The 15,103-nt window shown below is 65.7% G+C and carries 10 protein-coding genes; 8 read left to right on the plus strand and 2 right to left on the minus strand.

What is annotated here, in order from left to right:
* Positions 1-12: 12 nt before the first annotated feature.
* The 3 genes from ABT342_RS21460 to ABT342_RS21470 are packed head-to-tail and all read left to right on the plus strand — an operon-like array spanning position 13 to position 5,817.
* Complete coding sequence (locus tag ABT342_RS21460) at positions 13-2,802, plus strand: Z1 domain-containing protein (protein WP_351576037.1); 2,790 nt, start codon at positions 13-15, stop codon at positions 2,800-2,802.
* The gene (locus ABT342_RS21465) at positions 2,799-3,806 is read left to right on the plus strand and encodes a PD-(D/E)XK motif protein (RefSeq protein WP_351576039.1); all 1,008 of its coding nucleotides are present in this window, start codon (positions 2,799-2,801) and stop codon (positions 3,804-3,806) included. Before ABT342_RS21460 ends, ABT342_RS21465 begins: the two co-directional genes overlap by 4 nt.
* On the plus strand, positions 3,799-5,817 hold the full coding sequence (locus ABT342_RS21470; protein ID WP_351576041.1) for an AIPR family protein: 2,019 nt from the start codon (positions 3,799-3,801) through the stop codon (positions 5,815-5,817). Before ABT342_RS21465 ends, ABT342_RS21470 begins: the two co-directional genes overlap by 8 nt.
* 31 nt (positions 5,818-5,848) lie before the next feature.
* Here the strand turns inward: ABT342_RS21470 and ABT342_RS21475 are convergent, their stop codons facing one another.
* Complete coding sequence (locus ABT342_RS21475) at positions 5,849-6,037, minus strand: AbrB/MazE/SpoVT family DNA-binding domain-containing protein (RefSeq protein ID WP_030025835.1); 189 nt, start codon at positions 6,035-6,037, stop codon at positions 5,849-5,851.
* Between the two features lie 84 nt (positions 6,038-6,121).
* Here ABT342_RS21475 and ABT342_RS21480 point away from each other — a divergent pair, with 84 nt between their 5' ends.
* On the plus strand, positions 6,122-6,622 hold the full coding sequence (locus ABT342_RS21480; protein WP_351576044.1) for a very short patch repair endonuclease: 501 nt from the start codon (positions 6,122-6,124) through the stop codon (positions 6,620-6,622).
* Here ABT342_RS21480 and ABT342_RS21485 read toward each other — a convergent pair.
* Positions 6,550-8,526 carry a DNA cytosine methyltransferase gene (locus ABT342_RS21485; protein ID WP_351576047.1) on the minus strand — a complete coding sequence of 659 codons (1,977 nt, stop codon included), beginning with the start codon at positions 8,524-8,526 and terminating at the stop codon, positions 6,550-6,552. The genes ABT342_RS21480 and ABT342_RS21485 overlap by 73 nt on opposite strands.
* Before the next feature lie 480 nt (positions 8,527-9,006).
* On the opposite strand from ABT342_RS21485, the gene ABT342_RS21490 reads away from it, so the two are divergent.
* The 4 genes from ABT342_RS21490 (at position 9,007) to ABT342_RS21505 (ending at position 14,775) form a co-directional block, all read left to right on the plus strand.
* Positions 9,007-11,256: a sensor histidine kinase gene (locus ABT342_RS21490; RefSeq protein WP_351576050.1), complete on the plus strand. Its 2,250-nt coding sequence runs from the start codon at positions 9,007-9,009 to the stop codon at positions 11,254-11,256.
* Entirely contained in the window at positions 11,253-12,467 is a 1,215-nt protein-coding gene (locus tag ABT342_RS21495; protein ID WP_351576053.1) for a DNA-binding transcriptional response regulator, read from the plus strand. The genes ABT342_RS21490 and ABT342_RS21495 overlap by 4 nt, the downstream gene beginning before the upstream one ends.
* A 650-nt stretch (positions 12,468-13,117) precedes the next feature.
* Positions 13,118-13,396 (plus strand): helix-turn-helix domain-containing protein, encoded by a 279-nt coding sequence (locus ABT342_RS21500; protein ID WP_351576056.1) that lies wholly within the window; start codon positions 13,118-13,120, stop codon positions 13,394-13,396.
* 125 nt (positions 13,397-13,521) lie between these two features.
* Positions 13,522-14,775 carry a tyrosine-type recombinase/integrase gene (locus ABT342_RS21505; RefSeq protein ID WP_351576059.1) on the plus strand — a complete coding sequence of 418 codons (1,254 nt, stop codon included), beginning with the start codon at positions 13,522-13,524 and terminating at the stop codon, positions 14,773-14,775.
* Positions 14,776-15,103 lie beyond the last annotated feature (328 nt).

Raw genomic sequence — 15,103 nt, forward strand, 5'->3', positions numbered from 1 at the left:
CAGGAGGTCGCTGTGAGCACCACCCCCGAAGACAGTCTCGAGAAGGCCGAGCAGACCGCGGTCCTGCTCTTGCCGGGTGACCGCCAGGCAACGCCGGCCGAGGTGGACTTCGCCGTGAACACAGCGGTCAGCATCCTCGCTGCCCAGGGGATCACCGTGGAGCGGGACCAGGTGCGGAAGGTGCTCGAGGCCCGGGCCACCGTGTTCCAGGCCGATTCCTCCGCGATGAAGGACGACGAGGGGCATGTGGCCTGGCTTGCCGACGCGAAGGCCGACCGGAAGTGGGACTTCTGGGACCGATACCGGCGCTACCTCCTGACCGTCTCCAAGCTCCCGACGCAGGTCGTGCGCCGACTCGACCAGAGCACCGACGACGTCCTCGGTGAGCTGGAAGACCCTCAGCGGGAAGGCATCTGGCGCCGGACCGGGCTAGTGATCGGACAGGTCCAGTCCGGCAAGACGGGGCAGTTCATCGGACTTGCCGCGAAGGCAGCCGACGCCGGCTACCGGCTCATCGTGGTGTTCGCCGGGATCCACAACGACCTGCGCAGCCAGACCCAGCTCCGTATCGACGAAGGGCTTCTCGGGTTCGACACCCAGTTCCAGTTCCGCTCTGACGACGACGCGCACCGTCATATCGGTGTTGGCGCTATGTCGCACGGCAAGCGCCTGAAGGCCGCGTCGCTCACTACCAGTCACGAGAAGGGGGACTTCGCCCGCAAGACGGCGGTCTCCGCGAACGTGCCCGTGGGCAGTGTTCCGGTGGTCCTCGTGGTCAAGAAGAACCGGCGGATCATCGACAACCTGCGGGACTGGGTGATCGACAACCACGGCGTGGAGGACCCGGAGACCGGCCGGATGGTCGTTCCCGACCTCCCCTTGTTCGTGATCGACGACGAAGCCGACAACGCCGGGGTGAACACCTCCAAGGACCCCGACACCAACCCGTCGGCGATCAACAAGGCCATCAGGCGTCTGGTCAACAGCTTCACGAAGGCGTCCTACGTCGGCTACACCGCGACCCCCTTCGCGAACATCTACATCAGCCCCGACACGGACCACGACGAGCTGGGCCCCGACCTCTTCCCGGAGAGTTTCATCCGCACCCTGCGGGCGCCGTCGAACTACCTTGGTCCGGAGCGTCTCTTCGGTCTGCAGACCGACGGCGACGAGGAGGACATCGAGCCGCTGCCTCTCATAAGGCACATCAAGGACACCGACCTGTGGGTGCCGGACAAGCACAAGTCCTACCACCAGGTTCCCGACTTCCTGCCCGAGTCGCTGCAGCGAGCCATCCGTTCCTTCGTCCTGACCTGCGCGGTACGTCGAGCGCGGGGTCAGGTCGCCGTGCACAACTCCATGCTGGTGCACGTGACCCGCTTCACAGCCGTACAGCAGCAGGTCCGCGAGCAGATCGACGCCCATGTGCGCCTGCTCTTCGACGTTCTCCAGGACAGGTTCAGCAGTGCCCGCGAAGAGCTCGAGGAAGAGCTGCGGGAGCTCTGGGACGAGGACTTCGTCCCCTGCACCGAGGACATGACCGGGGCCAGGCTCGACTGGGAGGACGTCGAACCCCATCTCCACGCAGCCCTTGCGAAGATCACCGTCATGGCTGTCAACGGTGCCGCGAAGGATGCCCTCCAGTACTACGAGCGCCGGGAGACCGGCCTGTCGGTCATCGCAGTGGGCGGCGAGAAACTCTCCCGCGGTCTGACCCTCGAAGGGCTGTCGGTCAGCTACTACCTGCGTGCCTCCAAGACGTACGACACCCTGCTGCAGATGGGCCGCTGGTTCGGCTACCGTCCCCACTACGAGGACCTGTGCCGGCTGTACACGACACGTACGCTGCAGCGCCAGTACGCGGAGATCACCGCGGCCACCGACGAACTCCGTCGCGACGTCGAGGAGATGTCCGCGGTGGGACTGACCCCCCGCGAATACGGTCTCAAGGTCAGGACCTCGTCGCTCGGCCTTGGCATCACGGCCTCCAACAAGATGAGGCAGGGCACGCGTGTCCGCCTCAGCTACTCCGGTGAGCTTCCCGAGACGACCATCTTCGACCTCTCCGAGAAGGTCGTCCGCCACAACCACGAGCTTCTCGAATCGTTCGTCGCACGCCTTGACGCGCTCTCTGCCGGGAAGCCGGACGATCGGAGCGGGAGCATCACGTGGAGTGGCGTCGCAGCCTCGGACGTGACCGAGGGTTTCCTCGACTCCTACCTCACCGACCGGCAGGCCCAGCGGGTTCGGCCAGCCTTCATTGCGGAGTACGTACGTCAGTGTGCCAAGCAGGGTGAGCTGGGCAACTGGACAGTCCGCCTGGCCAGTCGGCTGCCCGAGGGGACGCCGGCCGAGATCGCGGGCCATTCCGTCGGCCTCATCACGCGCAGCCACTCCAAGTCCTCGGAGGCTGTTCCCGGCCGCTACACGATCAAGCGCGTACTCAGCCCCGCCGACGAGCTCTGCGACCTGACCGACGAGCAGAAGGACCGTGCTCTGAAGGCGACGAAGGAGGCCGCGAAGGGGAAGCTCAACAGGAAGGGCGAACCGTTGGAGCCCGACACCCCACGAGGCCGGCCTCTGCGCCACCAGCGTCGCTCTGACCAGCCGTTGCTTCTGCTGTATCCCCTCAGCCCTGCCGAGGTGGCCAAGTCGTCGGGGAACCCCGAGCCGGTCGCTCCGCTGGTCGGGTTCGCCATCAGCTTCCCGTTCTCCCGCCACCAGTTGAAGACCGAGTACGTAGTGAACGACATCTGGTTCAAGCAGGACATGGAGTTCGACGACTTCGAGGACGAAGAGTGATCGACGAGAGTGTGTGGCAGGAGCTGGAGGCCCATCAGCAGACCCCGGGCAGGTCCACCCGGCGGCTCTACCCCGACTCCCCGCACGACATCCAGGTGTCGGTGACGCACCCTGCCCTCCGGCGGATGCTGCTGCTCGGCACCGACGCCAGGACCGCCGACACCGTACGTCAGGAGATCCACGAACTGCCGGCCACTCGCGGCCTGCAGCTGAACCTGTCGTCGGTGTCCGGCAACCACTACGAGCTCCAGGTGATGCTCACCGACGACGAACTCACCGAGGTCTTCACCCCGCTCGTCACCGACATCGCAGAGGTGGTGCGGGAGGCACCGACAACCGAGACGGCGGCGGAGGCCGCGGTTCGCCGCTACGTCCGGTGGCAGCAGCTGCTGCGCTCCGTGTCGCGCGACGGCCTGTCCCGACAGGCTCGGTGCGGTCTCTTCGGTGAACTCCACTTCCTCCTTGAGTACGTGCTTCCGACTTTGGACCAGCACATGGCCGTCAGCTCCTGGACCGGCCCTCGGCAGACGAACCAGGACTTCCAGCTGCCCGGCGCTGCGGTCGAGGTGAAGGCGACCACAGCGCGCTCTCCCCGGACGGTTCAGATCGCGAGTGAGCGGCAGCTGGACACGGCCGATGCGACGCCCCTCGCACTGGCTCATGTGGTCCTCGACGACCGGCAACGTGGGCTCGGCAGGAGTCTGAACGCCTTGGTGGACGAGATACGGGCCCGTCTGACCTCACCGTCCGCCGCCCAGCGCTTCGAGAGTCTGCTGGTCCAAGCCGGCTATCTGCCGAATCAGCGGGACCTCTACGACCACGATCGATACACCCTGCGTCGCATCGAGTTCTGGACAGTCGGGGAGGGTTTCCCCCGCATCGTCGAGGCCGAACTGCCGCCTGGGGTGGGCAACTGCACCTACACCATCGACGTGTCGGCACTGACCGCCCACAGCGTGACCGCCGAGACACTCGCAGACCTGATCCGAGGAACCCATGGCTGAGCACGACCTCCACGACTACTCACGCGCGCTGGTGACAGACATCCAGGCGCTGGCGGACGCCGAGGGCGGCTCTATCCCTAACACGTTCACCCAGCACGTACTTGAGATCCTCGAGGAGGCCGGGGTGGTCACCGACGCTGCGCTCGCCTACCACTCCTCCCGGGGGCTGGAGATCTACGGCTACGGCCTGCCCGAGGACGGGTCCAGCCTCGATCTCTACACCACCGACTTCAACCTGACCCCGCTGAGCAGCAAGTTGACCAAGGCCGAGTCCGACAGGCTCTTCCGCAGGCTGTTCGCGTTCCTGGGCAAGCACGGGGCCATCCGCCCCAACCAGGAGGACAACACCGACGTGCACGACATGTGCGTCGGTGTGGAGAAGGCGCTGTCGAACGTTCCGAAGATCCGCCTCTTTCTCCTCAGCAACCGGGTCAGCACGACGAGTGCCCCGGCACCCGGGGAGTTCGGGGGGATCCCTGTCACGTACGAGCTCTGGGACCTTGCGCGGCTCCACAGGCACGAGACCTCGGGGAGCATCGGCGAGCCCATCAAGGTGACCTTCGAGCGTCCTCTTCCCTGCCTGGCGGCGCACAGCGACGAGCCGAACTACTCGGTCGTCCTGGCCGTCATCCCCGGCCGACAGCTTGCCGAGCTGTACAAGGAGCACCGGACCCGGCTGCTCGAACTCAACGTCCGGTCCTTCCTCCAGACCCGCGGTGGCGTGAACAAGGGCATCCGCGAAACCCTGTTGAAGGATCCGAGCCGCTTCCTCGCCTACAACAACGGCGTGACCGCCACCGCCTCGGACGTGGACTTCGAGACCGACGAGGACGGCAGTCCCGTCGCCATCAGGAGCATGACCGGCCTCCAGATCGTCAACGGCGGCCAGACCACCGCCTCGCTGCACCACGTCCTGACTCATGACAAGCGGGACCTGGACGGGGTCCACGTGCAGATGAAACTCACGATCGTCGATCCCGCTTACCTGTCCGAGATCGTTCCGAGGATCTCCCAGTACTCCAACACCCAGAACAAGGTGACGTTGGTCGACTTCAGCTCGAACCACGAGTTCCACGTCGCCTTCGAGCGTGTCTCCCGCAGCCTGTGGGCTCCTGCGACCGACGGCACTGGTCAGGAGACGCGATGGTTCTACGAGCGGGCGCGGGGTCAGTACACCGACAAGTCCGCCGAGCACGAGACCCGCGCCGCCCAGCGCAAGTTCAAGCTGATCACGCCGAGCCGGCAGAGATTCAGCAAGTCCGACCTGGCCACCTTCGTGCACTCCTGGGAGCAGCTCCCGTACTGGGTGAGTCGCGGCGCCCAGAAGAACTTCGCCCACTTCATGGAGCGGATCGAGAAGTCAGATCCCGTCGTGGACGTGCAGTACTGCAAACGCGCCATAGCCACTGCACTCCTCTTCCAGGCTGCCGACCGGATCGCCCGTGCGCACTCGGCCGGCAGCCACAAACGGCTGATCACGACCTACACGGTCGCCCGGCTCTCGCTCGCCGCCGAGAAGCGGATCGACCTCGACAGGATCTGGAACGAGCAGGGCACCACGGACGCCCTGGAGGACGCCCTCGACGAACTCTGTCCCTTGATCATGGAGACGGTGATCTCCAGCGACCGGCACGTGTCGGAGTGGGCGAAGAAGCCCGACTGCTGGGACGAGGTGTCCCGCATCCCGTGGACGCTCCCCGATGCGCTGGCCGCCGAGCTCACGGCCGAGCCCTTCGAGATCGCCTCCCCCGAGAGCACCGAGTCCGACGAGGCCGAAGCCGCCGTCGAGGACATCCCCAGCGAGGAGTGGCAGGCTCTCGCGGACTGGGCCCGCGAAGGCCGGGTCCTGCGCGCCGTGGACAGGCAGCTCGCCGACCGTGTCGCGCAGCGTCTGTCCCAGGGGCGACGGGTCACCGGGGCCCAGGCCAGGCAGGTGATGGAGGTCTACGAAGAGGCCCTGCGGCATGGATTCCACCCCGTGCCCGTCGACCTCGACCACGAGACTGCGTGATAGCGGCAGTCCCGGACAGCCGGGGCTGCCGCTACAGGGTTCCCTCGCCCAACAGGTCGTTGATCGCGTCTTCTGCACGCCTCAGCACGATGCGCCCGTCCCCGTCACTGAACACGAGCAGCTTGGTACCCGGGCTGATGCCTGCTTCGGCGAGGATCCCGAGGGGGAGCTCCACACGGCCTGCCTCGTCGACGTCGAGTTCTGCGGGTTCTCGGATCATCTAGGCAGTCTGCCACCCGGAGCACGCCCACGGCGTGGCCGCCCGAGGTGAAAGCATGGCCTTGTGAGCACACACGAAGGATGGGTGAGCACGCCTTGGAGTGCACAGCTCCGAGGCCGCCGCATACGGGACACCGAACCGGAAAAGACCCTCAGGAGCGCAGTCCACGCCCTCGGGCTCCGCTTTCGACTGCACCGTAAGGTCGCTCCTCGCTGCACGGCCGACTTCGTACTGCCCAGGCACTCCGTCGCGGTCTTTGTCGACGGCTGCTTCTGGCACGGCTGCCCCTCCCACGGCACACGGCACTTCCGCGGGCCGAACGCCTCGCGCTGGGAGGCCAAGATCACGGCCAATATGGAGAGGGACGCCAGGAACACCCAAGCGGCGACAGACGCCGGATGGACCGTGGTGCGCATCTGGGAGTGTGAGGTCAGGGCTGACGCCGGGCGGGCCGCCCAGCGCGTCGCCGATGCCGCGCACCACAGCGCCCCTGTTCTCCCGGGAGGGCCCTGTCAGCCTGTGGTTACCGCAACATCCAAGGTGGCTTCGGCTCCCTCGTCCTCCTGCGGACGGGTCGGGCAGTAGTCGCTCAGCGGGCAGCTTCCACAGACGGGCTGCTTGTCACGACACAGGTTCTCGCCGATAAACCTGATGGCGGCCATACGCACCGGTGCGTCACGGCCAGCGCCGAGAAGCTTGATGAGGTTGAGCCGGCCCTCGGTCAGTCGGTTGGTCAGGTGCGATTCGTTCTGCTGAACCCTCGCAGCCACCCGCAACGCACTCTGGCCGACCAGCATTATGTCGCCGCCGGCCAGCAGCCTGAACAACGCGAGCTCAGCCGGCTTGAGCCCCATCACCTTGCTGTGATCAAGAACCGAATCCGCGTTCACCCAGACCTCGGGCTTGTCGACGACCGGACTGAGCCTGTCCTCCAGACGCTTGCGGAGTGCTGTTGTCGGCGCCGCGTTCACGAGGGCGAGATAGACGTCCTGCGTCAGTTCCCTGTGCCCAGCGACCCCGTCCATCACGTCGGAGAGCTGCTTCGGGTGCAGCTTGCTTCCTGAGAGCACCGCCATGACGAGAGCCCCGAGCGGCTTCATCTTCCGGCCACCGGGGAACTGGTACCACTGCTTGCCCGCACGCTGCTCCTTGGCCCAGCGGGTCAGTTCCTCACGTACCTTCGGCCACTTGTCCGCGGCCTCGTCCCCGGCGGGAACATCTTGCGGCAGGAGAACCCTGGCCGCGGCTTCGCCCAACAGCGGGGGAACCGCGTTGCCAATCTGACGGAAGGCGTCGCTCCGCGTACCCGCGAACCGAAAGCGGTCCGGGAAGGTCTGGATCCTCGCGGCTTCACGCACGGTCAGCGTCCGCGCCTCTTGAGGATGGATGTACCAGTAACCGTCCTTGGCAATGTGCGCGGTGATGGTGCGGCTCAATTCCTTCCAGTCCAGCTTCTTGTACTTGTCGGTGAATTGCTCCGCGTCGTACCTCTGGAAATCCTTCTCGTCCTCTTCCAGTTTCTCTTCAAGCTCGGAGTAGAGGGTTTTGGAATCCATGACCGTGAAGATCCTGAAGTCGTCGTTACGAACCCGCCGCGTCATGTGGTCGTGAATTACACCCTTGTCTGCCCTTCTGCGCATCTCCTTGGCGAAGGAAGAGGGCTTCGGCTCCTGCTCCTCGTCGTAGTCGCCGACTCGGGCACCTACCGCTTTCAAAGGCTCCGGATTGAGTGCAGGAAGGTCGCCGATGGCATCCCGAAGGGTGGTCTGTTTCTTCGGCTTGCCCCACGCGAAGCCGCCACCGTCTCTCCGTGCGAGGAGGATCAGACGCTTCCTGTGCTGCGGCACGCGGTAGTTCCACGCATCGACGAGACGCACCTGGGTCACGTACCCAAGACTCTCCAGCTTTGCCTCGATGATGCGGATCACGCTGAAGTCGTCGCCGAGCCCCATGTCGGGGACGTTCTCCATGAGGACGGCACGTGGAAGGAGCCGCTCCACCACATCGACGTAGGCGCGCCAGAGTTCCTTACGGAGATCGTGCGGGTCACGGTTGTGGTACTCGACCAAGTGCCGGATCTTGCTGCGTCCGGCACGACTGAACGGCTGGCAGGGGGGGCCTCCCGCGACGATGTCGATCTCGGCGCCAGAGTCAAGGATCCGCTGAACGAATTCGCCTCGCTGACTGTCATCCCCGAGGTCGACGCAGAGACTCATTCCCGGAAAGTTCGCTGCATGCGTCTCGCGGGCCCGCTCGTCGAAGTCCACGGCCGCAGCGGTGGTCCATCCGGCCCGTTCAAGGCCCAGGCTCAGCCCGCCGGCGCCCGAGAAGAGGTCGACAGCCAGGCGCTTATCTTTTCCGTAACCGGACTGGACCCATTTCCTGAAATCGTCCGGCTCACAGTGGTGCCTATGCTTGTCCAGTTTGAGGCAGTCGCTCCGCTCCAGGGGCACGCCGTACGTGCTTTTTGCCCCCTTCTCCTTCGCCACGACCCACTCCTCCGTACCTGATGACCTGAATGACCTCCAGGAGATCACGCACGACGCTGCGGAGGCAAGGCTTCCGGCCGGTCCACGCCGCCGCAAAGCCTCGTCTGTCACGCGGGTGACCTGCCTGGTGAACACTGCTGTTCACTCACCGTGTCCCATTGGTAGCTTGAAGCAGTGTTCTACTCTTGAGCCACCCCATGTTAGAGGACACCACCTGGGCTACTCCTCGGGACTCCCCCGTTCCGGTTGCGATACGTCCACGAACGTCACCTGTCTCAACGAACCCCCGAACCAGAAGACACGTTCGACCGCAGGGCTGTGCCCCCTTCGTCGGGTGCCGTAACCACCGTGAAGCCCCGTCCCGGCACAGGTGCTGCCCAAATCTCCTGAGCAGCGTTTCCAGAGCCCTCCCCGCCGTTAAGATCGCAGTTGGTACTCCTCGGGCGGGGGTGCGGGTGCGAAGCGGTCAGAGGGGCGAGCGTGGACTCCGAGAACACACAGACGTTCCTGCGTCCCCGTGCGCGCCTGATGAGCACACTCGGTGAGGAACTGATCAGCAACGAGCGGGTGGCGCTCACCGAGCTGGTCAAGAACGCCTACGACGCCGATGCGAGCCTGGTTGTGATCAGGTTCAACGGGCCGTTGGAGGAGGGCTACGGATCCATCGAGGTGTGGGACGACGGGCATGGCATGTCCCCCGAGACCGTCCGGGACACCTGGATGGAGATTGCCACGCCGTTCCGGCACCGTGCCCCGCGCAGTGAGCAGTTCGGGCGACGGGTTCTTGGCGCAAAGGGAATCGGGCGCTTCTCCGCAGCCCGCCTCGGCGCCGTGACCGCGATCAAGAGCCGCAAGGCCGGCGGCCCCGAGGTGAACATCCGGCTCGACTGGAGCGACTTCGCCGCCGAGAACGCCTACCTCGACCAGGTACCGGTCGAGTGGAACGTGGGCGCTCCCGAGGTGTTCGCAGACAACGGCCAAGCGCGACGCCTCTTCGACAAGGTGACAAGTGCCTTCCGTGCAAGCGAGAAACAGTCCGCTTGGACGGGCTCTCACGGCACCCTCGTCCGGCTCGAAGGGCTTCGGCAGGACTGGGGGGCCGAGTCGGTGGAGAGCCTGAAGCGGTCCCTGTCCCGACTACTTCCCCCTCCTCCTCCTACGGAGCTGGACGTACCCGACCAGCCGGAGTTCGCGATCTACCTCTCGCTTCCGGCTGGGCCGTTGGACCACCACACCGGTTTCGTCGGGGCCAGCGAAGCTCTGGCGCATCCGCACTACCGCCTCATAGGGACCATCGACGAAAACGGTCTCGCCGACCTGACCATGACCAACCTCACGTCCGGGCAGTCGGAGACCCTGAACCAGTACCTCTTCCCGTCGCACGGGAAGGCACCCAAGTGCGGTCCCCTGAAGCTCGACCTCCGTACCTGGGACCTCGACTCGGCCTCCCTCAAGGAGATGCTGAACATCGACCTCGGGGCCCGCAACATCACCGAGGTCCGTAAGTTGATCAAGGACAACAGCGGTGTCGCCCTCTACCGGGACGGCTTCCGGGTGCAGCCCTTCGGAGAGGTCGACTTCGACTGGCTGGGCTTCGACCTCCGCCGCGTGAACAACCCCACCATGCGGTTCTCCAACAACCAGGTCGCGGGCTTCGTGTACATATCGGCGGACGGTAACCCCGGGCTTCGGGACCGCTCGCACCGGGAAGGGCTCATCGACTCGCCCGAGTACGAGGACCTGAAGGGTGTCCTGACCCAGGCCGTGAGTCGACTCGAGACCTGGCGCTACGGGCTGCGCCGCCCGAAGGGAGAGGGCCGCGAGTCGGATCCGATCACTGTGGACGCCCCCTCCGGTGCCGGAAGCGACCGCCACGGTCTGTTCCAGAACTTCACCCTCTCGCCCGTCCGGGACGTTCTCAACGCGAAGTACCCGGACGACACCGAGTTGAGCCGCGCACTGGAGGAGGCTCAGGAAACGATCGACGAGAGCGTCGAGAAGGTCCAGGAGGTCCTCTCGCAGTTCTCCCGCCTCGCGACTCTCGGAGCGCTGGTCGACGTCGTACTGCACGACGGTCGAACGGCGCTGACCCGGATCGCCTACGTCCTCCGTCGGCTGAACAAGCTGGCAGGCCGCAAGCGCGACGAGGACGAGCAGCTCGCCTCCGCTCTCACGAAGATGCACGTCGACCTCACCGCGCAGGAACAGGCTCTGGACCGACTCTTCACCCGCGTCGAGCCGCTGAGCGGCCGGCGGCGAGGCCGCCCCCGCGCCCTGTCCCTCCAAGCGGCGATCGACGAGGCCGTCGCGGTCCACGAGGGCACGCTGGAGAAGAACGGCATCACCGTCACCGTCAGCGGCGAGGACGTGACAGTGACGGCTGACCCCGGTGACATCTCCCAGGTGGTCCACAACCTCGTAGGGAACTCGATCTACTGGCTCTCTACCCTGCCCGAGGGGAAGGAGCGCACCATCCTCATCGAGACGAGGCGGACGCCCGAGGACGAGGTCGACATCGACGTGAGCGACAGCGGCCCCGGAGTACGTGAGGAGATCCAAGAGATGATCTTCGACACGTACTTCAGCGACAAGGAGGACGGCATCGGGCTGGGCCTCAGCATCGCCGGCAGCGTCGTGAAGGACTTCTACGACGGCGACCTGTCCCTGGTGACGCCAGGGCCCCTCGCCGGAGCCACGTTCAGGGCAAGACTGAGAAGGAGAGTTGGGTGACGGACGGGGGCGCGGTGCACCGGGTCTTGATCGTCGAGGACGAGGTGGACATCGCGGAGGAACTGTCCGAGATGCTTGTCGAGGAGCTCTCGGATCTCGGAAGGCTCGACATCCACGTCGAGAACGATTTCGACGAAGCCGAACGCCTTTTGGAATCCCAGGCGTTCGATCTGGTCGTGCTGGACGTCAGGGACGCGACACGTGGTGGCTCTCCCGCGCACCCGAACCTGCAGGGCCGTGAACTGTACGACCGGATCGCCAAGACCCGTTGGGTGCCGGTCGTCTTCTGCACCGGCCTCGCGGAGCAGGTAAGCGACTTGGCGAAGCCACCGCTCATCCAGGTGGTCCCGAAGAACCGGCTGGACGATGCCGTCACCGCAATACGGGACGGCCTTGAGTCCGGGGTCCCGGCCCTCACCCGGCACATCACCGCCCTCGTGGACGAGCACGTGCGCGGATTCCTGCGGGACGAGATCGCCACGAACTGGAACCGGCTCGAGGCTGTCGACCGCAGCCAGATCGCCCCCGCCCTCGTGCACCGCCTGGCAGCCTGGCTGAAGGAGAACGCGGTCGAGGCCCTCGGAGCAGCGCTCGGTTCCTCCGAGGACCGTGTGATGGGACACGCGTCGACCGCCCGGATGTACTTGATGCCGCCGGTCACGAAGCACGTGACCGCCGCAGACGTTCTGCGGGACTCCCAGGACGGCTGGTGGGTCGTCCTCACGCCTGCGTGCGACCTCTACGAGGACTTGCCCTCCGGTGGCAATCGTGCGGCCAAGGCCGAGTACGTGCGTCTCGCCAAGGCGGTTCCGTTGAGCGAAGCACCCTTGATGGCTCGCTGGGTCAAAGCCGGATCTCCCGACAAGGGGAGGGAGCGGAACGCGGCTCTGGAGATGTTCCGCGGCAACAGCGCCCGTTACCGGATTCTGCCCAAGTACCTCGATATCCCGGACCTTCTGGTCGACTTCGAGATCGTTCAGTCCGTTCCGTTGGCAGAGGTCCGCTCGTGGACCCGCGTCGCCACGCTGGACAGCCCGTTCGCCGAGGCCATGCTGACCTCGCACGGGCACACGGTGGCCAGGATCGGCACCCCGGACGTCGACTTCGAGAACATCAAGCAGTCCCTTGGGCTGGACGGAAAGGGGAAGGCTGCGGACCAGAACTCGGTACCGAACCCTCGTACCACGACGAAGGGCGCCAAGCAGCCCTGATTCCCGGGCTGGTTGATCAGCACGTCAGCCGTCCTCTCCGGACGTGCGTGCTCGGGTTGCGCAGCGCGCTCACGAGGCGGACAACGCCACGAGCGAATGAAGCGATGGCGCCGAGCCCCTGCTCGCATTGTCCCATGGTGACAACCCGGCTGCAGGTGGGGAGTTGGGGCCGCTGTCCGGGACTGGAGCTTCACCGTTGGCGACCAGGGGCGCGCAAAGGGATCGCGGACGCCTTTGGACAGTGCAGCATGGGACGCGAGCAGCGGGACGGCCAAAGGCGCTCTGATCTGGGAAAACGGGATCTGACACGATCGCGCGGCACGGCCCGGCATGATCCCTAGCGGGCTCGTAATGCGTAGGTCGTCGATTCGAACCCGAAGATGGATCTACGGCTTCTTCGGCGCAGAAGCTGCTCGTGCTGGACATCATCATTCAGCAGATGCGGCAACGATGCGTAGGCGGTGCCGTCGACCGACGGCTCAATGGTCTCCGTCTATGTAGCGGCGAATATCACGAAGATTCAGCTACTCCAAATCGCTGATTCTCCGGACCCTGGTGCTCCTCGCCCGTAGACGTGCGCGGCATCTCGGCGCGCAGAGGACGGGACGGAACGACCGCTGCTTCGGCAGCGCTTACCTCGGAGACACGCGATGCGAAACCAGTCCAAGCCTGCCATTGAGGCCGCCTTCCTGAACGTGCAGAACGCCGCTGAGTACATGGGCATCTCGGTGAACACCCTTTACGTCTGGCGCCATCGTCGGCAAGGGCCGCCCAGCTTCCGGATGGGTCCCGGCGGAAGGGTCATGTACCGCCGGGATCTTCTCGATGCGTGGCTTAGCGAGCAGCAGAAGGCCGACTCACGGTCGAACCCGGCCCTCAACCCGCTGAACAAGGCCCCGCGGCAGCGTGAGCGTCGCCGGGCTGCCTGACCTGGGAAAACAGGTCTGAAGAGTTCAGCAGCACTCGGAATTTCATGCGCACGGAGATCGTCTGTGTGTCTGATCGCGACGTAGATCGCGCCGAGAGACAAGGCGAGGCCGAGGGTAAGACGAGCATGGCGGGTTACATCGAAGACCGGTGGCTCAAGAAGCGACCGAACAAGGAGACGGGCAAGCGCGAACGCACCGCTCTGTGGGGCAAGTGCACGCGCTATCGGGTCAAGGGGATACCGGGGGTCCGCGACCGGTCTTTCGACACGGTCGCGGACGCCAAGGCATGGCTGGCCGAGGCACAGACCGACGCACGGCGAGGGGATTTCGTCGACGCGCGAGACGGTGCGATCAGCCTTCGTGAGTACGTCGAGAAGCACTGGTGGCCGTCCCAGGTGCATCCCGCCCAGACGCTGGAAAGCATGAGGCATCGGATCTGGGGGCAGGTGCTGCCCCAGCTCGGAGAACTGGCGCTCAGGGACATCGGCGTCGCGGAGCTGCGCAAGTGGTCGGCCGACGTGCAGAGGGCGGTGGCGTCGAGCACGGCCTATGTCGCGTGGGTGTACCTCAAGGCGATCATGCAGGCCGCAGTCGAGGACAAGCGGCTCTACCGCAACCCGTGCAAGGGCAACAGCTCGATCAAGCCGCCGAAGAAGCCGGAGCGCAAGGCTCGAGCCTGGGAGCAGGACCGTGTCGACGCTGTACGGGAGGCGCTGGCCGACCGCTACCAGATCGCGCTCGACCTCGGCGTCGGATGCGGACTCCGGCAGGGCGAGGTGTTCGGCTTCAGCCCCGGTGACGTCCACGGCGACTTCGTGCACGTAGAGCGCCAGATCCTCATGTACAAGTCGCGGCTGTACTTCGGCCCGCCCAAGGGCGGCAAGGAGCGCGACGTGCCTCTGCCGAAGGTGCTCGCGAAGCGGCTCCTCACTCACCAGGAACGCTTCGAGCCGATCGACGTCACCCTGCCGTGGCTGGACCCCGAGGAGCCCGACCTCGCACGCGAGGACCGGCGCAAGGTGACCATCCCGTTGCTCGTGTACACCGGGCGGCGCGGTGCGATCAACCGCACCACCTGGAACACCAAGGCGTGGAAGCCGGCGCTCGCCGAAGCGGGAGTCATCCCGCCGCTGCCCGAGCGGCAGCCGGGCGAGAAGCCGTCGCGCGTATGGGAGCCGAGCCGCGAGCACGGCTTCCACGTTCTGCGCCACACGTACGCCTCGGTGATGCTCGAAGCCGGCGAGTCGATCGTCTCGCTCGCGAAGTGGCTGGGGCACTCCGACCCGGCGTTCACGCTTCGGACGTACACTCACTTCATGCCGCAGGCCGGCGCGCGGGGACTGTCCGCGATCGAGGCGTGGCTCAAGGATCTCGGCTGAAAGTCCCTGAGAAGTCCCAGAGGGCTGGACCAGCCGCCGGATTCCCGTAAACATGCAGGTCAGAGCGTGATCGCTCCCTGAGCGGAACAGAACCCGGCGTACAGCCCGACTCGTCTGCCCTCTAGGGCTTCTGGCCAGCGGAAATTACAGGTCAAAGGCCCATTTCGTGGCTCGGTGGGCCTTGCGGGACTCCGCTCCACACCGGTTCAAACGGGACCGTGGTCCGGAGACGGGCGCCTGTCGGGCCGATGCCGAAGCCGCTGACTGAGCCGGAGCTTCCGGAGGTCGAGTGCGGCCGGGCACGCGGCGGTGCGAGTGACCGGTGCTT

The organism is Streptomyces sp. NPDC000410 (genome assembly GCF_040300305.1).
In the GTDB taxonomy this organism is placed as follows: Bacteria; Actinomycetota; Actinomycetes; order Streptomycetales; family Streptomycetaceae; genus Streptomyces.

Coding starts and splice junctions, on each gene's coding strand:
- ABT342_RS21475 (WP_030025835.1), bottom strand. CDS start 6,037: ATGATCCGAGAACCCGCAGAACTCGACGTCGACGAGGCAGGCCGTGTG.
- ABT342_RS21505 (WP_351576059.1), top strand. CDS start 13,522: ATGGCGGGTTACATCGAAGACCGGTGGCTCAAGAAGCGACCGAACAAG.
- ABT342_RS21470 (WP_351576041.1), top strand. CDS start 3,799: ATGGCTGAGCACGACCTCCACGACTACTCACGCGCGCTGGTGACAGAC.
- ABT342_RS21500 (WP_351576056.1), top strand. CDS start 13,118: ATGCGAAACCAGTCCAAGCCTGCCATTGAGGCCGCCTTCCTGAACGTG.